The organism is Exiguobacterium sp. s124 (genome assembly GCF_018617485.1).
In the GTDB taxonomy this organism is placed as follows: Bacteria; Bacillota; Bacilli; order Exiguobacteriales; family Exiguobacteriaceae; genus Exiguobacterium; species Exiguobacterium aestuarii.
Genome location: NZ_JACSKH010000001.1, coordinates 1,487,172 through 1,509,507, shown reverse-complemented (window position 1 = coordinate 1,509,507; position 22,336 = coordinate 1,487,172). Strand labels below are relative to the sequence as shown.

Sequence of the window (22,336 nt, the reverse complement as noted above, 5' to 3'; positions counted from 1 at the left end):
ATTAACGGAGGTGGATGCTTTGGGAAAACGCGTCTATGAATTTGCAAAAGAACAGAATGTAACGAGTAAACAAGTCATTACTCAATTAGAAAAATTGAACAAACCGGTGAAAAACCATATGGCCGTTCTCGATGATGAGACAGTCAAGCAGTTGGACCGCGTGTTCAATCCAGAAAAATATCGTGCTGAGAAGCAAGCGGAAGCGAAAGCAACTTCAACTTCGAACGAACCGAAACAAGAGAAAAAAGAACAAGCACGTCCGCAAGCGGCACAACAAAACCGTGGCGGTCAAAACAATCGCGGTGGTCAAAATCGTAACGACAACCGTAACAACGACCCACGCAATAAAAAACGTGGAAAAGGGAAAGGTAAAGGCAAGCCGGTAAAAGCGGCAGTGCCACAAGAAGCCGATCCAAACTCGAAGACAAGTCAGCGTAAAGCGGCTCGTCTCGCACAAGAAGCAGAGATGGGGAACGTCATCAAGTATGACGACGTGCTCAGTGTCTCTGACCTTGCAGAAAAAATGAACAAAAAGCCGAACGAGATCATCATGAAGTTGATGGGTCTTGGCGTAATGGCGACAATTAACCAGACGCTTGACGACGAAACGATCGAATTGCTCGCTTCTGAGTTTGGCTTTGAAGTAGAAAAAGAAGTCGTCGTGGACGAAACAGACTTCGAAACAGTTGAGATTGACTTCTCACAATATGATCTTGAAGAGCGCCCAGCGGTCGTCACAATCATGGGTCACGTCGACCACGGTAAAACGACACTTCTTGACTCGATTCGTAACACGAAAGTCGTCGCAGGTGAAGCAGGTGGGATCACGCAACATATCGGTGCGTACCAAGTCTCTGTAAACGATAAGAAAATCACATTCCTCGATACGCCAGGTCACGCGGCGTTCACAACGATGCGTGCACGTGGTGCGGAAGTGACAGATATCGCCATCATCGTTGTTGCGGCTGACGATGGCGTCATGCCACAAACAGAGGAAGCGATCTCGCACGCGAAAGCAGCGAACGTTCCAATCATCGTTGCGGTCAACAAAATGGACAAAGAAGGGGCAAACCCTGATCGTGTCAAACAAGAATTGACGGAGTTCGGTCTCATTCCTGAAGAGTGGGGCGGCGAAACAATCTTCGTTCCGATTTCTGCCATCAAAGGTGAAGGAATCGATGAATTGCTCGAGATGATCCTTCTCGTATCTGAAGTCGAAGAGTACAAGTCGACGCCAGACATGCCAGCTCGTGGATCAGTCATCGAAGCGAAGCTCGATAAAGGTCGCGGACCTGTCGCAACACTTCTCGTTCAGCACGGTACGCTTCGTATCGGTGACCCTATCGTCGTCGGTAGCACGTTCGGTCGTGTCCGTGCGATGGTTAACGACATCGGTCGTCGTGTGAAACAAGTCGGTCCATCGACACCGATTGAAATCACAGGTTTGAACGATGTGCCACAAGCCGGTGATCAGTTCATCGTCTTCGAAGATGAGAAGAAAGCACGTGCTATCGGGGAAAAACGTTACCAACGTTACCTCGAATCACAACGCCGTGAATCAGCGAAAGTTAGCCTTGACGACTTGTTCAGCCGTATTCAAGAAGGTGAAGTGAAAGATTTGAACGTCATCATCAAAGCAGACGTACAAGGTTCAGCTGAAGCATTGGCTGGTTCACTTCGCAAGATTGATGTAGAAGGTGTCAAAGTCAACATCGTTCACCAAGGTGTCGGTGCAATCACAGAAGGTGACGTCATCCTCGCTTCAGCGGCGAACGCTGTCATCATCGGTTTCAACGTTCGTCCTGACGGTAACGCCCGTTCAATGGCGGAACAAGAAAATGTTGAAATGCGTCTCCACCGCATCATCTACAACGCGATCGAAGAAATCGAGAGCGCGATGAAAGGGATGCTTGACCCTGAGTTCGTCGAAGAAATCACAGGTCAAGTCGAAGTTCGTGACGTCTTCAAAGTATCGAAAGTCGGTACGATTGCAGGTTGTTATGTGACAGAAGGTAAGATCACACGTGACGCTGGTGTCCGTGTCATTCGTAATGGAATTGTCGTATATGAAGGCAAGCTCGATACGCTTCGCCGCTTCAAAGATGACGTGAAGGAAGTTGCGACTGGATATGAGTGTGGAATTAAAGTAGAGAAATTTGATGACATTAAAGTAGAAGATGTCATTGAAGCGTTCGTCATGAAAGAAGTCGAACGTAAATAATGTGAGGAGGGATCACGTATGAAAATTCGTGCCCAACGTGTTGCCGAGCAAATGCGTAAAGAGATTACAGACGTCTTGTTACGGGAAGTGAGTGACCCACGCACAAAAAACGCTACAATCACGAGTGTTGACGTGACAGGGGACTTACAACAAGCAACGGTCTATTATACGGTGCTCGGTGATGAGGAAGATGTGAAAGCAGAAACGCAAGCAGGTCTCGACAAAGCGAAAGGATTTATCCGTCGCGAGATCGGGAACCGCATCCGTCTTCGTAAAACACCAGAAATCTCGTTTGAATACGATTCATCGGTCGCATATGGTAGCCATATCGATTCATTGATTCGTGATTTGAACAAAGATCAATAACTTGAAAGGGGAGACATCGTTCTCCCTTTTTTTGTATGGAGGGATGAAATTGGAACCGAACGGAGTGCTTGTACTCGATAAGGACCGTGGCATGACGAGTCATGACTGTGTGTTCAAATTACGAAAGTTGTTTCAAACGAAAAAAGTCGGTCACACGGGTACGCTTGACCCGGAAGTGACAGGTGTATTGCCAATCTGTTTAGGACGCGCCACGAAATTATCTCGTTTTATAACTGACGAAGGTAAGCGTTACGTGGCCGAGGTGACGATTGGCACCGCTACGATGACGGAGGATGCGCATGGTGAGGTCGTGGAGCAAAAGGACGTCGCACCGAATGAGTTGGTTGAAGCTCAGATTGATGAAGCGATGCGTCAATTAATTGGGACGATTGAACAAATCCCACCGTATTATTCGGCTGTCAAAGTAAATGGGAAGAAATTGTACGAGTATGCCCGAAAAGGACAGACTGTAGAACGCCCACGTCGGATGGTAGAGATTCACCGTCTAGAACGGACGAGTGGATTGACGTTTGAAGAAGGAGTATGTCGTTTCCGAATGGAGATCGATTGCGGAAAAGGGACGTATATTCGTACACTTGCCGTTCAAATCGGGGAGAAGCTGGGTTACCCTGCCCATATGAGCGAACTCAGACGGACGAGTTCTGGGTCATTCGAGGAGGCACATGCCGTATCGCTTGAAACGCTACAGGCACTCGAGACTGTCGAAGAACGAATGGCGCATGTCATCCCGCTCGAGGATGTCATCAAACGTTGGCCTGCCATCACGATCCCAAAGAATCGGGAACGCTATATTCGCAATGGTGGGAAGTTGAACGGCGTTTCGCTCGAATTTGAGTTATTTACTGTCTATAATGAAGAAGGAATCCCTCTTGCTTTATATCGAAGACAAGATGGAACGACAGACGCTACAGTCGAGGTCATGCTGGCCATCGACTAAGGGGGAAATTGACAGTATGGAAACAAGACATCTCACCTATCCTGAAACACCTGACCTGTATCCATCGGTCATGGTGCTTGGTTTTTTTGATGGTGTTCATAAAGGACATCAAGCCGTAATCAATCATGCCAAACGCGTGGCAGCGGAACATAACCTTCCGGTGACGGTCGTTACGTTCGACCCACACCCGAAACAAGTGCTTTCGAACAAACCGGACGCGGTCCGTTATATCACACCTTTATCTCGGAAATTGAAGCGAATCGAAGCGCTCGGTGTCGAGCGGTGTCTCGTCTTGACGTTTACGAAAGAGTTGGCTGGATTATCCCCTCAACAGTTTGTCGACGATTATTTAATTGCTGCGGGAGCCGTACATGTGACGGCAGGATTTGATTACTCGTACGGCAAGTTTGGCGAAGGGACGATGGAAACACTTCCATACCATTCGCGTGATCAGTTCACGACGTCCGTCGTTACGGAACAGACGATGGATGGAGAGAAGGTATCCTCGACTCGGATTCGTAAACTATTGGCTGAAGGTCACGTTGACGCAGCACATGAGTTACTCGGTGCTCCATATGTCATCTGCGGTGAAGTGATTCACGGAGATGCGAGAGGGCGAACGATCGGATTTCCGACTGCGAACGTGTTGATGGACGCCTCTTATGTCATGCCACGACTCGGGGTGTATGCGACACGCGTCACGCTCCCAGACGGCCGGACGTTCAAGGCGATGACAAACGTCGGACGTCGCCCGACTTTTTATGAGACGGGAGCAGTCTCTGTTGAGAGTCATCTCTTTGACTTTTCGGAGGATTTGTACGGGCAAGTAATTGAGATTGAGTGGATTCAATATATCCGCAACGAGCGAGCGTTCGATGGATTGGATGCATTGGTCGCTCAACTAAAACAAGATGAGGTGTCGGCACGCTTAATCCTATCTTGACTTTCGGTTGCGGTTACGCTATCCTTGTCAAGTACGCAAAGTACACCGTTTCGCTTGGCTGGTCGATTCACCAACGCCGGCTCGGCAACGCGGCAATTTTTTATTAAATGGAGGTGGAGAGGCAATGGCACTCTCAAAAGAACGTAAAAACGAAATTATCGCGGAATACGCGACTAAACAAGGTGACACTGGTTCACCGGAAGTACAAGTGGCAGTGTTGACTGAACAAATCAACACATTGAACGCTCACCTTCGTACACACAAGAAAGACCACCACTCACGTCGCGGTCTCTTGAAAATGGTTGGACGTCGTCGTAACTTGCTTACGTACCTTCGTAACAAGGACGTTACGCGCTACCGTGAATTGATTCAACGCCTCGGTCTCCGTCGTTAATCGATCGAGACTGTTTAACGGGCTGGGACAACGTCCTAGTCCGTTTCTTCTTTTTTAAGGAAAATGATTAGACATTCGTAAGATAGAGTTACATAATAAACTAGATAAGGTTTGAGAGGAGAATGTACATGTTAGGTACGAAACAAGTATTCTCTACAGAGTGGGGCGGACGCCCATTGTCTGTAGAGGTCGGTCAACTTGCGAAGCAAGCAAATGGCTCGGCGCTCGTTCGCTATGGTGACACGGTCGTCCTTGCGACAGTAACGGCTTCAAAAGCACCAAAAGATTTAGACTTTTTCCCATTGACAGTCAACTATGAGGAAAAATTGTATTCAGTCGGTAAAATTCCAGGAGGATTCCTTCGCCGTGAAGGACGTCCGGGGGAAAATGCGATTTTGACATCACGTCTCATCGACCGTCCGATTCGTCCGCTCTTCCCAGACGGATTCCGTCATGACATCCAAGTCATGATTTACGTCATGTCGAACGACCCAGACTGCTCGGCAGAGATGGCGGGAATGCTCGGAACGTCAATCGCACTCTCGATTTCTGATGTGCCGTTTGATGGCCCAATCGCAGGTGTTACGGTCGGACGTGTTGACGGCGAATTCGTCATCAACCCGACAACGGCTCAAATGGAGAAAACAGACCTTGAGCTTCAAGTTGCCGGTACATCGACTGCAATCAACATGGTTGAAGCTGGTGCGAACGAAGTGCCAGAAGACGTCATGCTTGAGTCAATCTTGTTTGGACATGAAGAAATCAAACGCTTGATTGCCTTCCAACAAGAGATTACAGATGCAGTTGGCAAACCGAAGTTTGAATATACGGTCTCGAAATATGACGAGGCACTCACAGCTGAACTTGAAGCAGCTCGACCAGAAATCGTCGAAGCGGTTCAAGTTGAAGAGAAGCATGCTCGCGACGAAGCCATCAACGAAGTGATTGCGAAATATGTGGCATTGTATGAAGAGCGTCTTGCTGATGAGCCATCAAAACTTGGAGAAGTTTCAGGCATCTTGAACAAGTTCGTTAAAGATGAAGTTCGTCGCTTGATCACGGTCGACAAAGTGCGTCCGGACGGTCGTCGTCCGGATGTCATCCGTCCGCTCGCTTCAGAAGTCGGATTGCTTCCACGTGCACACGGTGTTGGTCTCTTCACACGTGGTCAAACACAAGTCATGTCGGTTGCGACGCTCGGTGTCATCGGTGATGCACAAATCATTGATGGAATCGGTTTAGAAGAGAATAAGCGCTTCATGCACCACTACAACTTCCCACCATTCTCGGTCGGTGAAGCACGTCCTGTCCGTGCACCAGGGCGTCGTGAAATTGGTCACGGAGCACTCGGTGAACGCGCACTCTTGCCAATCATTCCAAAAGAAGCAGATTTCCCGTATACGATTCGTCTCGTCTCGGAAGTGCTTGAGTCAAACGGTTCAAGTTCACAAGCTTCAATTTGTGGATCGACGCTCGCCTTGATGGATGCTGGTGTACCAATCAAAGCGCCGGTCGCTGGGATTGCCATGGGTCTAATCATGGAAGGGGAGCACTACACGGTCTTGACAGACATTCAAGGACTCGAAGACCATCTCGGTGATATGGACTTCAAAGTTGCTGGAACGAAAGACGGGATCACTGCCCTTCAAATGGATATCAAGATTGCTGGAATCACGCGTGAAATCTTAGAAGAAGCACTCGAACAAGCTCGTGTCGGTCGTCTACACATCCTTGACCATATGCTCGAAACGTTAGACGCACCACGTACACAATTGTCGAAATATGCACCGAAAATTATCACGATGACAATCAATCCGGATAAGATCCGTGATGTGATTGGACCAGGTGGTAAGATGATCAACAGCATCATTGACCAAACAGGCGTCAAGATCGACATCGAACAAGATGGAACGGTGTTCATTGCTTCGACAGACCAAGAAGGTATTGATCTTGCGATGAAGATGATCGGGGACATCGTACGCGAAGTCGTCGTCGGTGAAGTATTTGATGCAACGGTACGCCGCATCGAGAAGTTCGGCGCGTTCGTCGAGCTCTTCAAAGGAAAAGATGCACTCGTACACGTTTCAGAATTCAGCCTCGAGCGTGTCGCAAACGTCGAAGACGTCGTGAAGCTCGGTGATACGATTCAAGTTAAAGTTACAGAAATTGATGATAAAGGTCGTGTCAACGCATCGCATAAAGCGCTCATCTTAGAAGGATTGTCTCCTGAAGAGCGTGAAGCGTATGAAGCGAAACGGAAGGCTGCACGTGAAAGCCGTCCACCTCGTGAAGGCCGTCCGCCACGTCGTGACGGGGACCGTCGTCCACCGCGCTCGACAAATTAATTATTCTGGCCATCGTCTTGGTGCGATGGCCTTTTTCATAGGAGTGAGAATATGGAATGGATGACACTACAAAACGGTGTCCGCGTCATCATCGAACCGATTGAAGGCTCTCGCAGTACGTCGACCGGTGTCTTTATTAAAGCCGGGACACGAACGGAGTCGTTTGAAAACATCGGGATCAGTCATTTGATTGAACATATGTTGTTCAAAGGGACGTCGTCGAAAAACGCGAAAGAAATTGCTTCCTTTTTTGATGAACTCGGTGGAAGCGTCAACGCCTTCACCTCGAAAGACCACACTTGTTTTTATGTGAAGACACTTGACGAACATGCGGTCATGGCGCTCGACGTCTTGACGGATATGTTATTTGATTCGGTACTTGATGAGACCGAATTAGAGAAAGAGAAACGGGTCGTCGTGGAAGAAATAAAAATGTATGAGGATACGCCAGAAGACCTCGTCCATGAACTGTTGGCGATTGCGGCATATCGTGATGATATTCTCGCACAACCGATTCTTGGAACAGAGGAAAGCGTCAATCGATTGACGCGGGATCAGCTCGTTGACTATTTACAAGAGCGATACGTGGCAGAAGAAATTGTCGTCTCCATCGCTGGACATGTCTCTGAAGAATTGATGGAGGCAGTGAAGCGTAGGTTTGCCAACATCCCTTCTAGGGAATCGTCGAAAGAACTCACTCAACCAGAACTGTTCGATGACACGTTGACGAAACGAAAGGAAACGGAACAGGCGCACCTCTGTTGGAACTACGAGGCCATTTCGGCAACGGATGACCGGTTACCCCACTTGGCACTCATGAACAATGCCATCGGTGCGACGATGTCCTCGCGCCTGTTTCAATCGATTCGTGAAGAAGAAGGATTGGCCTACTCGATTTATTCATACTACACGACGTTTGCGGATCATGGGACGTTCACCATCTATGTCGGAACGTCACCAGACACGTTGAATCAAGTCGAATTCATTTTAGAGAGAGAATTGAAGCGTCTCTTCGAAGAAGGATTGACGGATGAAGAAGTCGATAAAGGGAAACGCCAATTAAAAGGTTCACTCGTCCTAGGGAATGAAAGCTCGAGCGCACGCATGAACCGAAATGGTCGAAACTTGCTGTTACTCGATGAAGTAGAGCCGATCGAACACGTGATTCAAAAAGTGGAGCGAATCGAGCGCGATGAGGTCAATGCATTGATTCGTGAAGTATTGACACATCAACCAGCGAAGTCATACGTCCTCCCAAACGAAGCGTGACTTGAAACCGAATTGTAAGTTCTCTACACTGATTAAGAGGTATTCTTTAGTTTGGATAGGATACAGGTGAAAGAAGGGAAAGACTTGAACTTAACGGATTTAGTGAAGACGATACAACTAATTAACCAACCAAATCTTGAAGGCATCGTGGTGACTCACGTGACAACCGATTCGCGGGAAGTTGTCCCGGGGACATTGTTTGTCGCCATCAAAGGATATACGGTCGATGGACATGAATATGCGTCTCAAGCGGTAGAACGAGGGGCAGTTGCGGTTGTCAGTGAACGACCGCTCGAACTTTCCGTTCCGAACTTGATTGTGCGTGATAGTTCTCGCTCAATCGGGCTTTTGGCATCAGCATTTTATGCGTATCCTTCTGAACAGATGCGACTGTTCGGAATCACTGGAACGAACGGTAAAACGACAACGACGACGATTTTACGGGACGTCCTCGACGTCCTCGGACACTCGACCGGATTGATTGGCACAGTCGAAGTGCGAATTAATGACAAAGTCGTGCCGAGTAAAAACACGACACCTCAAAGTTCAGAACTTCAACAATTGTTGGCGCAAATGCGTGATGAAGGTGTGACGGACGTCATGATGGAAGTGTCATCGCACGGTTTAGAGCTCGGCCGCGTCATCGGAACGGATTTTGATATCGTTGGATTCACGAATTTGACGCATGATCATCTTGATTTCCACGGGACGTTCGAAAACTATGCGCGAGCGAAGGGATTGCTCTTCGCACAGCTCGGTCAAATGGCTTCACGTGGGAAAGTGGCTGTCTTGAATGCAGATGATGCACAGAGTGCCCTATATGAGACGATGACAGGTGCAAAAGTATTGACGTATGGAATCGACACGATGGCTGATTTGATGGCGTCTGAGATTGAACAGACGTTGTCTCAAACGAGCTTTGTGTTGAACTATCAAGGCACACGCCTACCGGTGACCGTTCAGTTTATCGGTCGTTTCAACGTGTATAATTTATTGCTCGCGACAGGTTGTCTCCTTGCAGCAGGATACTCATTGGAGAAAATCGCTCGAGCACTTGAAATGATTCATCCGGCCAAAGGACGCATGCAGCGCCTAGACGTTCCAGGTTACAACGTATACGCGGACTATGCTCATACTCCGGATGGGATTGAACAATGTTTAAAATCGCTCGTCGGCGTACCGAAAGAGAAGATTGTCTTTTTAATCGGTACAGGCGGTAATCGTGACGTGACGAAACGTCCGGCTATGGGGGAGATGGCATCGACTTATGCGGGGACGGTCATCATTACGACAGACGATCCGCGCTTCGAAGCGTATGAATCCATTACAAAAGGGATTGCGGCCGGAATGACGCACGATAACTACGTCGAAATCGGCGACCGGGAAGAAGCGGTCCGTTATGCGGCAAGCTTAGCCAAACCGGACAATATCATCGTGTTAGCAGGAAAAGGGCACGAAAAATATCAGATTATCGGAAACGAGAAATTGCCACTCGACGAAGAGGCGATTGTCCGATCGACCATTTTGAATACGGAGGAAGCATGATTTATGGCAGTACAACCAGTTACGTTGACAGAAAAAGAACATGACGACTTCGTCAAAAAACACGACCGTGGCGACCTATTACAACTATCAAGTTGGGGAGATGTAAAACGACAGAACGGATGGACGTCAGAACGAATCGCAGTTGCCCGCGACGGATTGACGACCGGTGTGGCTTTGTTGTTATTTAAACGTGTCCCGAAACTACCATATACGTTATGTTATGCGCCACGTGGCTTTGTCGTAGACTATGATGACGTGGCATCGCTCCAAGCGCTTGTAAAAGAAGCAAAGCGTGTCGCTGCGAACCATAAAGCAATCGTCATCAAAATCGATCCGAACATCGACCGCGATGAGATGCCGGGTCTCTTGACAGAAATGGAAGCCGTCGGATTTCGGCACAAAGGGTACGGGGGTGGCTTCGATTACGCACAACCTCGTTTCACGATGGAGACAGATTTACGTCCGAGTGAAAAAGAAATTTTTGCGAAATTCCATCATAAATTCCGCTATAACGTTCGTTTAGCAGAGAAAAAAGGAATCGTCTGTAAGGAAGTCGGTCGTGATGGATTAAAAACGTTCGCCGATCTCATGAGAGTGACGGGAGAACGTGACGGGTTTGCCATTCGCGGTCTTGATTATTTTGAGAATCTATATGATTGTCTCCAACCGAACGATGCTCGACTCTTTTTAACAAAACTCGAACCTAAAATTGCGCTCGATCAGCAACAAGCAACGCTTGAGAAAGCGAAAAAAGAGTTGGAAAAAATTGAACGTGGGTTAGAGAAGGAAACCGTCGAAAAGAAACGAACGAGCCTTCATAATCGTAAAGAACAGACGGTGGCACAAATTCAAAAAGCCGAGCAAGCGTTACCTGAGCTCGTCGAATTGAATCAGGCTTACCCGGATGGACTTGTCTTATCAGGTGGGCTTTTGACACTTGCGGGACGACGTTCTTATTACTTATATGGTGCCTCGTCAAATGAGTTCCGTGAATTCATGCCAAACCATTTGATGCAATGGACGATGATGCAAGCGGCGAAAGAGAGTGGAGCCGAGCGTTATGATTTTGGTGGCGTCTCGGGTAGCACGGATCCTGATGATGAATATGCGGGTCTCTATGCATTCAAGTCTGGATGGGGGAGCGACATGATTGAGAAAGTCGGAGAATTCGACCTCGTCTTAAATCGCCCGTTCTATATGGCACTCGAAAAAGGATTGCCCATCCTTAAAGGACTCCGTAAACGGTTAAGAAGATGAGATGGACCGGCGTGTTATCACTTGCGATGGTCGCCTTCTTGATCGGTATCATACTTGCTTACTTTTATATGCAGCCAGAACCTGTGCCATGGGTGGATGAGCCCACGTTTGAAGCGGACATGTGTGTCCGGGACGTAGGGGCGGAAAACACGATATTGGCAAGAACGAAGATTGATTTTGATCGCCTTCATCCGCAAGTTGCGGAACGTGGTGCGATGTTCGTACGGTTGGCTCATTCTTGTCTCGATCTCGAAGTTCGATTGACGTCAGGGTATCGTTCAGCAAAAGAACAAAACGCTTTATATGCACAAGGGCGTTCTGAACCGGGACAAGTGGTGACGAATGCGAAAGCAGGTCAAAGCTATCACAATTATGGACTGGCGGTCGATTTTGTCATCATCCATAACAATAAAACGGACTATGACTTAAGCACGGATCGTAATCGCAACGATGTACCAGACTGGCAAGAGCTTGGGGAATTAGGAAAGGCGCTTGGTTTCGAATGGGGAGGCGACTGGAACTCATTCCCTGACTATCCGCATCTCCAGATGGACTTTGGCTTGTCAATCCGACAACTCGTCGCAGGGAAGCAACCGGACAAGAAAGCAATCGCACCGCTTGCCGATACACTAAAACCTCTACTAGATTGAACGGAAATGTTGGCAATGAAGCCGTTTTCCGATACAATATTCAGTAGCGATAAGGGACGAAACAGAATATGAAACATTTAGGAGGTTTTTGTTAGTGTCAAAAAAGAAGACAGAGAATATTAGCGTCTTTGCGCTTGGAGGCGTAGGCGAAATCGGGAAGAACATGTACGTCGTGGAGCTAGACGACGACATCTTCGTCATCGATGCCGGTCTCATGTTTCCAGGCGATGAGATGCTCGGGATTGATATTGTTATCCCAGACATCACTTATTTAAAAGAAAACAAGGATCGCGTCCGAGCGATTTTCATCACTCACGGTCACGAAGACCATATTGGTGGACTCAGTTATGTCCTACGCGATTTAAAACATGTTCCGGTATACGGGACGAAGTTGACTCTCGGATTGATTGAACTGAAATTAAAAGAGGCCGATTTGTTGAAAGAAGTCGACCTTCGCATGATTGATGCCAAAACGAAATTGACTATCGCTGATCATCTCGTCACGTTCTTCCGCGTCAATCACTCGATTCCCGACTGTGTCGGTGTTTGTATTCAAACATCTCAAGGTGCCATCGTCCATACCGGAGATTTCAAGTTTGATTACACGCCAGTCGACGGGAAACAATCTGACTTTAACAAATTGGCGGCGATTGGACAGCGCGGAGTACTTGCATTGCTTTCCGATTCAACAAACGCAGAGCGTCCGGGTCAAACCGGTTCAGAATCGATTGTCGGTGCTGAATTGAACGATGTGATCTATCAAGCCGAAGGTCGTGTCATCGTGGCATCATTCGCCTCGAACGTTCACCGCTTACAACAAGTCTTTGCAGCCGCAGAAGCGAATGACCGCAAAGTCGCGGTCGTTGGTCGCAGTATGGTCAACATCGTCGAAGTCGCACAAAAATTAAACTACTTACGTTTCAAAGCGAAGACACTTGTCGAGTTATCGCAAGTGAATCGTCTTCCTGACAACAAAGTCGTCATCTTGACGACGGGATCTCAAGGGGAGCCGATGGCGGCGTTGACTCGGATGGCACGTAATGCGCACAAGCAAGTAAACATTCGCTTGAACGACACGGTCGTCATTGCGGCAACTCCGATTCCGGGGAATGAGAAGTCGGTTTCGAAAACGATTGACCTATTGTTCCGTTCTGGGGCAAACGTCATTTACAACCAACGTAAAGTTCACGTATCCGGACACGGTTCGGCGGAAGAGTTGAAGTTGATGCTCAATCTCGTCAAACCGAAATATTTCTTACCGATTCACGGCGAATACCGGATGCAAATGGCACACTCGAAACTCGCTGAACAAGTAGGGGTCAAACCGAACAACATCTTCATCGTTGAAAAAGGAGATGTCGTCGAGTTCACAGGTCGTAAAGCCCGCATGAGCCGTAAAGTTCCTGCAGGTAACGTCTTGATTGATGGGATCGGTGTCGGTGACGTCGGAAATATCGTCTTACGAGACCGTCGCTTGTTATCACAAGATGGGGTCGTGCTTTGCGTGGTCACATTGAATCGGAAACAGAAGAAATTGATTTCAGGACCTGAACTCATCTCACGTGGATTCGTGTATATGCGCGAATCGGAAGAAATGATTTCAGAGGCAAACCGTATTGTCACAAAACAGATTGAAAAGAGTCTGCAAGCTGGCAGTGATTGGACCGAATTGAAATCAAATATCCGCGAGCGACTTAGCGTCTTCTTATTCGAGCAGACGAAACGTCGTCCGATGATCTTGCCGATCATCATGGAGATTTAATGGAATGAGAGTGAGGCAAAAGTCATCAGACTTTTGCCTTCTTTTTTTAGGAGGAACTGAAGTGGCTCAAAAAACGAGTAAGACACCCGTGAAGCGGAAGCGACCAGCAACGCGAAACACGAGAAAACGGAAAAAACAACCGATTGCGCCACGTACATATGGATGGGGAATTTTCGTTCTTTCCATCGTCGCATTCGTATTTGCCTTATTCGATTTCGGATGGATCGGTCGACAACTATCTGACTTGTCCGAATATCTGTTTGGTGGCTGGGGTGCGCTCACGTATCTGATGATTGCCATCTTATTATGGATTTTACTGAAACCGATGAAACCGATGGAGCGAGCTGGACTGTTCAGTATGACCGCGTCCTTTTTACTGTTCGGTGATTTACTGTGGGGAGAAGAACGAGGCGGCGTCAACGGTGCACTTTATGGCTTAAACCAATACTTATTTTCTGACTTCGGCCTCATCTTTTTAGGCATTGTCTGTTTGATTGTCGGTGTATCCCTTTATGTGCCAACGATTTGGGGAACGATTTACCATCGTTTAGAGGAATCTGTTGTGGCTGTGAAAAAGGAATGGCAGTCAAGGCCGAAAGCAGAGAAAAAACAAGAGATCAAGCAGAAGCAGGAACCGAAAGGGTCTCGTAAATCTTCGCCTAAACCGTTGCTGGTGGAAGCCGATTCGGATGTAGAGTCGGAGTCAGATGTGGTCACGATGAATGATATCCCGATTGTCGGGTTCAGTGAGAAAGTGGTGGCAGAGAAAAAAGAGGAAACCAAAGCGGCACCTTCTACGGAAACAGACGCTTCCATTTCGACCGAGGAAATGATGATGACCGCGGCGCAAGACGTCTCGGACACATATGAACTCCCTCCGTTCTCCAATTTAAAAGAACCGGTAATCACCGATTTATCTGGAGAAAATGCGCGTTTAAAAGAGAATGCCGCTAAATTGGTGAAGACATTAAAGTCGTTTGGTGTAGGCGTGAAAGTATTAAAAATTCACCTTGGGCCGACCGTCACAAAGTATGAGTTACAACCGGACATTGGTGTGAAGGTCAGTCGAATCACTTCGCTTAGCGATGATCTCGCACTTGCACTTGCCGCGAAAGACATCCGAATCGAGGCACCAATCCCGGGTAAGGCGGCGATTGGAATTGAGGTACCGAACCAGGAAGTCGCTCCAGTCTGTTTACGAGAAGTGCTTGAAGCAGACCCAGTGAGACAGGACGATTCAAAGCTACTCGTCGCACTCGGACGAAGCATTAGTGGGGAGACTGTTGGCATCTCATTAAACAAAATGCCACACTTACTCGTGGCCGGATCGACAGGTTCCGGTAAATCAGTCTGTATTAATGGAATGATTGTATCCATACTGATGCGCTCTCGACCAGACGAGGTCCGTCTCATGATGATCGACCCAAAAATGGTTGAGCTGAATGTCTACAACGGCGTCCCACATTTGTTGACACCGGTCGTCACAGACCCGAAAAAAGCAGCACAGGCATTGAAACAAGTCGTCGCCGAGATGGAAAGACGATATGAGCTGTTCAGTCGCTATGGTGTCCGTAACATTGAAGGGTACAATGAACTCGTCGATCAGTCCGATGATGAGGATGCGAAGCGTCTACCGTTTATTGTTGTCATTGTCGATGAGTTGGCGGATTTGATGATGGTCGCTTCAAATGACGTCGAGGACGCCATCATGCGCCTCGCACAAATGGCACGGGCCGCAGGGATTCATATGGTCTTGGCGACACAACGTCCATCTGTCGACGTCATTACAGGGGTCATTAAAGCAAACATTCCGTCTCGAATCGCGTTTGCAGTCTCTTCACAAACCGATTCCCGGACAATCTTGGACGGAGGAGGAGCAGAGAAACTACTTGGGCGTGGCGACATGCTGATGCTTGCAAACGGGATGAACAAACCAGTACGTGTCCAAGGTGCGTTCGTTTCCGATCAAGAAGTCGAAACGGTCGTCAATCATGTCATCGCCCAGCAACGAGCACAGTATGTGGAAGCGATGATGCCGAAAGAAGAAGAGGTGACGACAATCGACTCCGATGATTCATTGTTCGGAGAAGTCGTTCAATTCATCGTCACCCAAGAAACGGCTTCGACATCGATGATTCAACGAAGATTTCGAATTGGCTATAATCGGGCAGCACGCTTAATTGACTCGCTCGAAGAGGCGGGGTACGTAGGTCCGTCAGAAGGTTCAAAACCTCGGAAAGTTTTAATAAACGAACAAAATGAATAAGTGTATAAACGAACGATTGTATATCAATATATTCAATCGTTCGTTTTTTATTGCTTTTTAAACAATATGGAAATATTCGCGCAAATCAGAGAGGTTCGTTATAATATTCATGTAATATAGCACATATGACCTATATCGTTTAATAGTACATACTTTTAAAAACGGCTGAAACGCTTACATTTTTTAATAACGTTTACATTTTACAAAAGTTTTTCAAACTGAATCGAAAAGAGTAAAATGGACTCAGAGGTACGGTTCGAGATGGTTTTTTAAAATATTTCCTTGATTCCGAACAAAAAGTATTGCGTTCTAATTCTCGAATCCCTATACTTAATATTGGCAAGGACATTCATACGTCAGATGTCTGAGCACTGGTAAGTAAATTAAAGGTGGTGAGGCCAATGTCGATTAAGCTCGATCATCGATTGCTCTATCTTCGAGTGATTGAGAAAATTAAGCAAGATATCGACGCTGGTGTCTATCGTGAAGGTGAGAAATTACCTTCAGAGTTTGAGCTTTCGAAGCAACTCGGAGTCAGTCGAGCGACACTTCGTGAAGCGCTAAGAATTCTCGAAGATGAGAAATTTGTCGTGCGAAAACATGGGGTAGGGACGTTTATTAGTTCTAAACCGCCATTCACATCAGGGATCGAGGAATTATTCAGTGTTACTGATATGATCACACGTGCAAAAATGACACCAGGAACGAAAGTGTTGGTGGCCGAGAAAGTGTTGGCAACAGAGAGAGAAGCCGAGCGTCTCAAGATTGAGCCGAACTCACCGATTTATCGAATCGTTCGAATTCGATATGCGGATGACACACCGGTCGTTTATTGTGTCGACAAAGTGCCGGCCCATCTCGTCTCAAATCCTGAGGCATTGACCGAAGGGAAGTCGTTGTTTGACTCTCTCGAAAAAGAGGTAGGACGTCGAGTCGCATATGCAATCACGCACATCGAACCGAGTGTCAGCTCTGAAATATCGTCACAACTTCAGACGGACCAACCGTTACTCGCATTAAAACAATTGCATTACGATGAGAGTGATTTACCATTACTCGATTCGGCCAACTTTTTCCGAGCTGATCGATTCGACTTCCATGTCGTACGTAAACGAGTGTAACCGAACAGTTTATGAACGGAAGAGTTATTTTTGGGGAACAGCGTGAAAGCGCTTTCTTATACCGGTGTAAAGACTACTGATAACATGACAACAAAATTTGTTATGAACCGAAAGGGGAAACACGACGATGATGAACAAAAAGAAAACGATTCTCTCAGCTTTAGCAGCAGGACTCACACTCTCTACAGTACTCGCAGCATGCGGTGGCGATGACAACGAAGGTGGCTCATCTTCAAACGGTGAAGGCGGAGAAGGCGGCGACTTCAAAGTAGCGATGGTTACAGATACTGGCGGTGTTGATGACAAATCATTCAACCAATCTGCTTGGGAAGGTCTCACAAAGTTCGGTCAAGACAACGACTTGACTGAAAACGAAGGATACAAATATCTTCAATCAGCTAAGCAAGCGGACTACCAGCCTAACTTGCAACAATTGGCTCGTGATAACTTCAACTTGATCTACGGAATCGGCTTCTTGATGGCTGAAGATGTACAAAAAGTTGCAGAGCAGTTCCCTGACAACAACTTCGCAATCGTCGATATGGTTGTTGATGCTCCAAACGTTGCATCGATCACGTTCAAAGAGCAAGAAGGTTCATTCCTCGTTGGTGTCATTGCCGGTCTCTCAACGACAACTGATAAAGTTGGTTTCATCGGTGGAGTAGAATCAGACTTGATCAAAAAGTTTGAAAATGGATTTAAAGCGGGTGTCATGGCTGTAAACCCAGAAGCAACAATCGACGTGAAGTATGCAGAAGACTTCAACTCGGCTGAAAAAGGAACTGCAATCGCTTCAGGTATGTACGGTTCTGGATCGGACATCATCTATCACGCAGCTGGTGGTACAGGTGTAGGGGTATTCACAGAAGCGAAAAACCGTAAGAAGAACGGCGAAGAAGTTTGGGTAATCGGGGTTGACCGTGACCAGTATGAAGAAGGTCTTCCAGAAGACGTTACACTTACGTCAATGGTCAAACGTGTAGATACAGCTACTTATGACGTATCGAAACAAACGATGGACGGAGAATTCCCAGGTGGCGAAATCATCGAGTTCGGTTTGAAAGATGACGGCGTCGGCATCGCAGAAACTTCTGATAAGCACGTTTCAAAAGAGATTCTCGATAAAGTTGAAGAATACCGTACACAATTGGTTGACGGAGAACTTACTGCACCAGCAACTGACGCTGAGTTCGAAGAGTTCATGAAAAACGTAAAATAATTCATTTGAGTGAAGGGGGGACCCATGTGGTCTCCCTTTACTTAAAGTTAGGGGTGAACTTCCTTGGAATATGTAATTGAAATGCTAAATATTCGCAAAGAGTTCGGTACGTTCGTTGCGAACGACAATATCACACTCCAATTGCGCAAAGGGGAAATCCATGCGCTTCTCGGAGAGAACGGAGCGGGGAAGTCGACGCTCATGAACGTGTTATTCGGTCTCTATCAGCCTGAAGGCGGAGAGATTCGTGTGCACGGAAAAAAAGTGGATATTGAAAACCCGAACATCGCCAACGAACTTGGGATCGGGATGGTCCACCAACACTTTATGCTTGTTGAAAAATTCACGGTCACAGAGAACATCATCCTCGGACTTGAGCCAAAGAGCGGTGTAACGATTGACCGTGCGACAGCCCGTAAAAAGGTCAAGGATATTTCAGAACAGTATGGACTTAAGATTGATCCAGACGCGAAGATTGAAGATATTTCAGTCGGTATGCAACAGCGTGTAGAAATCTTGAAGACGCTCTATCGCGGGGCGGATATTTTGATCTTTGATGAACCGACGGCAGTGTTGACACCACAAGAGATTCAAGAACTTATCCAAATTATGAAACGTCTGATTGCTGAAGGTAAGTCGATCATCTTGATCACGCACAAGCTGAAGGAAATTATGCAAGTCGCAGACCGTTGTACGGTCATTCGCCGCGGACGTTATATCGGAACGGTTGAAGTCGACGAAACCGTTAACGAAGACAGTCTTGCTGAAATGATGGTCGGGCGAGAAGTCAATTTCGATGCGGAGTATTCGAAAGCCGATCCACAACAAGTTGTCCTCGACGTTCAAGGACTTGTCGTCAAAGACAGTCGTGGTTTGAAAGTCGTTGAAGGATTAGACTTACAGATTCGTGCTGGAGAAGTACTCGGGATTGCAGGAATTGACGGTAACGGTCAAACGGAACTGATTGAAGCAATCTCTGGGCTTAAAAAGCCAGAATCCGGTAAAGTTTTACTCAATGGAAAAGATGTGACGGGGCACACACCTCGTAAAATGACGGAAGCTGGCATCGGACATATTCCACAAGACCGTCATAAGCACGGGCTTGTCCTTGACTACTCGATTCGTGACAACATGGTTCTTCAAACGTACTATAAAGAACCTTTCTCGAAACGGGGTCTTATGAATTATAAAGCCGTGGCAGAGAAAGCGAAGGCGTTGATTGAGAAGTTTGACGTCCGAACTCCATCCATCGATGTGCCAGCGCGTGCCCTTTCTGGTGGTAACCAGCAGAAAGCAATTATCGCCCGTGAGGTCGACCGCTCGCCTGATTTACTCATCGCAGCACAACCAACGCGCGGTCTAGATGTCGGTGCGATTGAATTTATTCACGAACAACTCGTTAAAGAACGTGAAAAGGGCCGTGCTGTCTTGCTCATCTCGTTCGAACTTGATGAGATTTTACACGTATCCGACCGTATCGCCGTTCTTTATGAAGGAAAAATCGTAGGAATTCGTGATCCGAAAGAGACGACGGAACAAGAACTTGGCTTCTTGATGGCCGGCGGTCAGAGAGGGGACGACACAGAATGAAAAAATTAAGTTTAAACCAACTTCTCATTCCATTCCTATCCATCATTTTAGGACTTCTCGTCGGAGCCATCGTTATGTTGATTGGTGGGTACGACCCTGTTCAAGGCTTTATCTCCCTGTTTGAAGGGATGTTTGGAAGCCCGTATGCCATCGGGGAGACGTTACGTGCAGCAGCACCACTTATCTTCTCGGGTCTTGCGGTTGCCTTTGCATTCCGGACCGGGCTATTTAACATCGGGGTAGAAGGCCAAGTGTTGATTGGATGGGTAGCAGCCGTTTATGTAGGGATCAACTTCGATTTACCGATGTTTATCCATTTACCGCTTGCACTTCTTGCAGCGATGGTCGCAGCCGCAATCTGGGCTTTCGTTCCTGGTTTCTTAAAAGCGAAGTTTTACGTACACGAAGTTATCACATCAATCATGATGAACTATATCGCGCTTTACACGACGAACGCGATTTTGCGTAGCGTCATCGGTGTGACGAACGAACGTACAGACTCAATCAACGAATCGGCATCGCTTGCGTCACCATGGTTACAAGAGTTGACGACGTACTCACGTCTTCACTGGGGTGTCCTCGTTGCGGTGCTCGCAGCGATTGTATACTACTACATTCTTCAACGTACGACGCTCGGTTACGAGTTACGTGCAGTCGGGTTCAACAAACATGCTTCTCAGTACGCAGGGATGAGCGTTGACCGTAACATCGTCCTTTCGTTTGTCATCTCAGGGATGTTCGCAGGTCTCGCCGGCGCGATGGAAGGTCTCGGGACGTTCGGTAGTATGACGCTCTCGGCATCGTTCACAGGTGTTGGATTTGACGGGATTGCCGTAGCCCTCCTCGGTGCAAACACAGCGGTTGGTGTCATTCTTGCAGCGATTCTCTTTGCTGGATTGAACATCGGTGGATTGGCGATGCAACTTGGTGCGAACGTACCGTCTGAACTCGTCAAAGTCATCATCGCAGCAATCGTTATCTTTGTGGCATCTGGTTATGCCATCAACTATGTTATTGAGAAACTTAAAGGAAATCGTAAGAAAGGAGTGGAGAAAAAATGAGCTTCTTAGAAGTCCTCTATATCGTCGTACCGGTTGCACTCGCCTATGCGACTCCACTCATTATCGCAGCGCTTGGTGGGATTTTCAGTGAACGCTCGGGTGTCGTCAACATCGCACTCGAAGGAATTATGATCATCGGTGCCGCAACAGGAATCATCACAACGCTCACGTTGACAGACTTAGGAGCCGGTGCGTTTAGCCCATGGATTTCCTTACTCGTTGCGATGGTAGTTGGAGCGTTATTCTCTCTCTTCTTAGCTGTTCCGGCCATCCTATGGCGTGCGGACCAGACGGTTCTTGGAGTAGCGATTAACATGCTTGCGATTGGTCTCGCGATTTTCGTTGTACGTGTGCTTTATAATAAAGGTCAAACTGACTTTATCGAGTATCGTATTGCGAAAGAGAACGTACCATTTTTGTCAGATATTCCTGTTCTGAAAATGTTCTTCATTAACGTTCAATATACGTCATTTGTTGCCATCGCATTAGCGTTCGTCGTCTGGTTCGTCATCTTCAAGACGCCGTTCGGACTTCGTCTACGCTCAGTCGGGGAACATCCGATGGCGGCTGATACGATGGGAATCAACGTCACAAAAATGCGTTTCATGGGCGTCATGCTCTCTGGTGCATTTGGTGGCCTTGCCGGAGCGGTATATGCCGTTACGGTTACGACAAACTTCAGTGGAACAACGATTGTTGGTCAAGGGTTCTTGGCGATTGCCGCGATGATCTTCGGGAAGTGGAATCCGCTCGGCGCACTCGGTGCCGGATTATTCTTCGGATTCGCTCAAGCACTTTCGATTATCGGAAGCAACTTGCCGGTCATCAATAACGTGCCACAGCTTCTCCTCTTGATTGCACCATATGCGCTCACGATTCTTGCGCTCGCTGGACTCGTTGGTCGTGCGGATGCACCGAAGTCAGTCGGTATTCCATATATTAAAGGAAAACGCTAATCTGGAATAGGACATATGTCCGTTTTAGAAAGGTTGTTTGGTGCTTAAGCCAAACAACCTTTTTTGTTATACTTGGCTAGAGCTGTCATGATTGGAGTACGATGGAGAAGTGAAAATGAAAAAAAGACATATCGGTCAAAATGACCAATATGTCTTTCTTGGATTATTCAAACTTCAATGCATCGCCTTCGAACGATTCGTCTGCCACTTTGATTGAATCGGTTGGGCATCCTTCGAATGCATCCATCATGTCTTCGTATAACTCATCAGGAATTTCAACAGTACCTGTGTTGTCATCCATCAAGTTGAATGCGAGACCTTCATCATCGTAATCGTAAATATCTGGTGCTGCTGCACCACAAGCTCCGCATGCGATACATGTATCTTTATCGACGATAGTAAATTTTGCCATG

At 47.3% G+C, this 22,336-nt stretch carries 18 protein-coding genes; 17 read left to right on the top strand and 1 reads right to left on the bottom strand.

Annotated elements, in window-relative coordinates:
• The first annotated feature begins 19 nt into the window (after positions 1 to 19).
• From infB to KNO85_RS07795, 17 genes are all read left to right on the top strand, one after another.
• The gene (gene infB / locus KNO85_RS07875; protein WP_214788721.1) at positions 20 to 2,221 is read left to right on the top strand and encodes a translation initiation factor IF-2; all 2,202 of its coding nucleotides are present in this window, start codon (positions 20 to 22) and stop codon (positions 2,219 to 2,221) included.
• Positions 2,222 to 2,239: 18 nt separating this feature from the next.
• A complete protein-coding gene (rbfA, locus tag KNO85_RS07870; protein WP_015881430.1) occupies positions 2,240 to 2,587 on the top strand; it encodes a 30S ribosome-binding factor RbfA in 348 nt (115 codons plus the stop codon).
• Between the two features lie 43 nt (positions 2,588 to 2,630).
• The gene (gene truB, locus KNO85_RS07865; RefSeq protein ID WP_251130598.1) at positions 2,631 to 3,545 is read left to right on the top strand and encodes a tRNA pseudouridine(55) synthase TruB; all 915 of its coding nucleotides are present in this window, start codon (positions 2,631 to 2,633) and stop codon (positions 3,543 to 3,545) included.
• 16 nt (positions 3,546 to 3,561) lie between these two features.
• A complete protein-coding gene (locus KNO85_RS07860) occupies positions 3,562 to 4,488 on the top strand; it encodes a bifunctional riboflavin kinase/FAD synthetase (protein WP_214788715.1) in 927 nt (308 codons plus the stop codon).
• Positions 4,489 to 4,612: 124 nt separating this feature from the next.
• Positions 4,613 to 4,882 (top strand): 30S ribosomal protein S15, encoded by a 270-nt coding sequence (rpsO, locus tag KNO85_RS07855; protein ID WP_074034662.1) that lies wholly within the window; start codon positions 4,613 to 4,615, stop codon positions 4,880 to 4,882.
• Positions 4,883 to 5,010: 128 nt separating this feature from the next.
• Positions 5,011 to 7,227, top strand: a complete 2,217-nt coding sequence (gene pnp / locus KNO85_RS07850) for a polyribonucleotide nucleotidyltransferase (RefSeq protein WP_214788712.1) — start codon at positions 5,011 to 5,013, stop codon at positions 7,225 to 7,227.
• Between the two features lie 51 nt (positions 7,228 to 7,278).
• Positions 7,279 to 8,496: a M16 family metallopeptidase gene (locus tag KNO85_RS07845; protein ID WP_214788709.1), complete on the top strand. Its 1,218-nt coding sequence runs from the start codon at positions 7,279 to 7,281 to the stop codon at positions 8,494 to 8,496.
• A gap of 84 nt (positions 8,497 to 8,580) precedes the next feature.
• Positions 8,581 to 10,041: a UDP-N-acetylmuramoyl-L-alanyl-D-glutamate--2,6-diaminopimelate ligase gene (locus tag KNO85_RS07840; protein WP_251126021.1), complete on the top strand. Its 1,461-nt coding sequence runs from the start codon at positions 8,581 to 8,583 to the stop codon at positions 10,039 to 10,041.
• Between the two features lie 3 nt (positions 10,042 to 10,044).
• A complete protein-coding gene (locus KNO85_RS07835) occupies positions 10,045 to 11,298 on the top strand; it encodes a lipid II:glycine glycyltransferase FemX (RefSeq protein WP_214788706.1) in 1,254 nt (417 codons plus the stop codon).
• Entirely contained in the window at positions 11,295 to 11,948 is a 654-nt protein-coding gene (locus tag KNO85_RS07830; protein WP_214788703.1) for a M15 family metallopeptidase, read from the top strand. The genes KNO85_RS07835 and KNO85_RS07830 overlap by 4 nt, the downstream gene beginning before the upstream one ends.
• A 94-nt stretch (positions 11,949 to 12,042) precedes the next feature.
• The gene (locus KNO85_RS07825; RefSeq protein WP_214788700.1) at positions 12,043 to 13,710 is read left to right on the top strand and encodes a ribonuclease J; all 1,668 of its coding nucleotides are present in this window, start codon (positions 12,043 to 12,045) and stop codon (positions 13,708 to 13,710) included.
• A gap of 61 nt (positions 13,711 to 13,771) precedes the next feature.
• Positions 13,772 to 15,976 (top strand): FtsK/SpoIIIE family DNA translocase, encoded by a 2,205-nt coding sequence (locus KNO85_RS07820; protein WP_214788697.1) that lies wholly within the window; start codon positions 13,772 to 13,774, stop codon positions 15,974 to 15,976.
• Positions 15,977 to 16,377: 401 nt separating this feature from the next.
• Entirely contained in the window at positions 16,378 to 17,097 is a 720-nt protein-coding gene (locus KNO85_RS07815; protein WP_074034655.1) for a GntR family transcriptional regulator, read from the top strand.
• A gap of 130 nt (positions 17,098 to 17,227) precedes the next feature.
• Positions 17,228 to 18,316, top strand: coding sequence for a BMP family lipoprotein (locus tag KNO85_RS07810; protein WP_214789852.1), 1,089 nt, complete (start codon positions 17,228 to 17,230; stop codon positions 18,314 to 18,316).
• A 63-nt stretch (positions 18,317 to 18,379) separates the two neighbouring features.
• Complete coding sequence (locus KNO85_RS07805; protein ID WP_214788694.1) at positions 18,380 to 19,906, top strand: ABC transporter ATP-binding protein; 1,527 nt, start codon at positions 18,380 to 18,382, stop codon at positions 19,904 to 19,906.
• Positions 19,903 to 20,967, top strand: coding sequence for an ABC transporter permease (locus KNO85_RS07800; RefSeq protein WP_214788691.1), 1,065 nt, complete (start codon positions 19,903 to 19,905; stop codon positions 20,965 to 20,967). Before KNO85_RS07805 ends, KNO85_RS07800 begins: the two co-directional genes overlap by 4 nt.
• Positions 20,964 to 21,923, top strand: a complete 960-nt coding sequence (locus KNO85_RS07795; protein ID WP_214745401.1) for an ABC transporter permease — start codon at positions 20,964 to 20,966, stop codon at positions 21,921 to 21,923. The genes KNO85_RS07800 and KNO85_RS07795 overlap by 4 nt, the downstream gene beginning before the upstream one ends.
• A gap of 163 nt (positions 21,924 to 22,086) precedes the next feature.
• Here the strand turns inward: KNO85_RS07795 and KNO85_RS07790 are convergent, their stop codons facing one another.
• On the bottom strand, positions 22,087 to 22,335 hold the full coding sequence (locus KNO85_RS07790; protein WP_214740203.1) for a ferredoxin: 249 nt from the start codon (positions 22,333 to 22,335) through the stop codon (positions 22,087 to 22,089).
• Position 22,336 lies beyond the last annotated feature (1 nt).

Coding starts and splice junctions, on each gene's coding strand:
- rbfA (WP_015881430.1), top strand. CDS start 2,240: ATGAAAATTCGTGCCCAACGTGTTGCCGAGCAAATGCGTAAAGAGATT.
- truB (WP_251130598.1), top strand. CDS start 2,631: ATGAAATTGGAACCGAACGGAGTGCTTGTACTCGATAAGGACCGTGGC.
- KNO85_RS07860 (WP_214788715.1), top strand. CDS start 3,562: ATGGAAACAAGACATCTCACCTATCCTGAAACACCTGACCTGTATCCA.
- rpsO (WP_074034662.1), top strand. CDS start 4,613: ATGGCACTCTCAAAAGAACGTAAAAACGAAATTATCGCGGAATACGCG.
- pnp (WP_214788712.1), top strand. CDS start 5,011: ATGTTAGGTACGAAACAAGTATTCTCTACAGAGTGGGGCGGACGCCCA.
- KNO85_RS07845 (WP_214788709.1), top strand. CDS start 7,279: ATGGAATGGATGACACTACAAAACGGTGTCCGCGTCATCATCGAACCG.
- KNO85_RS07835 (WP_214788706.1), top strand. CDS start 10,045: ATGGCAGTACAACCAGTTACGTTGACAGAAAAAGAACATGACGACTTC.
- KNO85_RS07830 (WP_214788703.1), top strand. CDS start 11,295: ATGAGATGGACCGGCGTGTTATCACTTGCGATGGTCGCCTTCTTGATC.
- KNO85_RS07815 (WP_074034655.1), top strand. CDS start 16,378: ATGTCGATTAAGCTCGATCATCGATTGCTCTATCTTCGAGTGATTGAG.
- KNO85_RS07810 (WP_214789852.1), top strand. CDS start 17,228: ATGAACAAAAAGAAAACGATTCTCTCAGCTTTAGCAGCAGGACTCACA.
- KNO85_RS07800 (WP_214788691.1), top strand. CDS start 19,903: ATGAAAAAATTAAGTTTAAACCAACTTCTCATTCCATTCCTATCCATC.
- KNO85_RS07795 (WP_214745401.1), top strand. CDS start 20,964: ATGAGCTTCTTAGAAGTCCTCTATATCGTCGTACCGGTTGCACTCGCC.
- KNO85_RS07790 (WP_214740203.1), bottom strand. CDS start 22,335: ATGGCAAAATTTACTATCGTCGATAAAGATACATGTATCGCATGCGGA.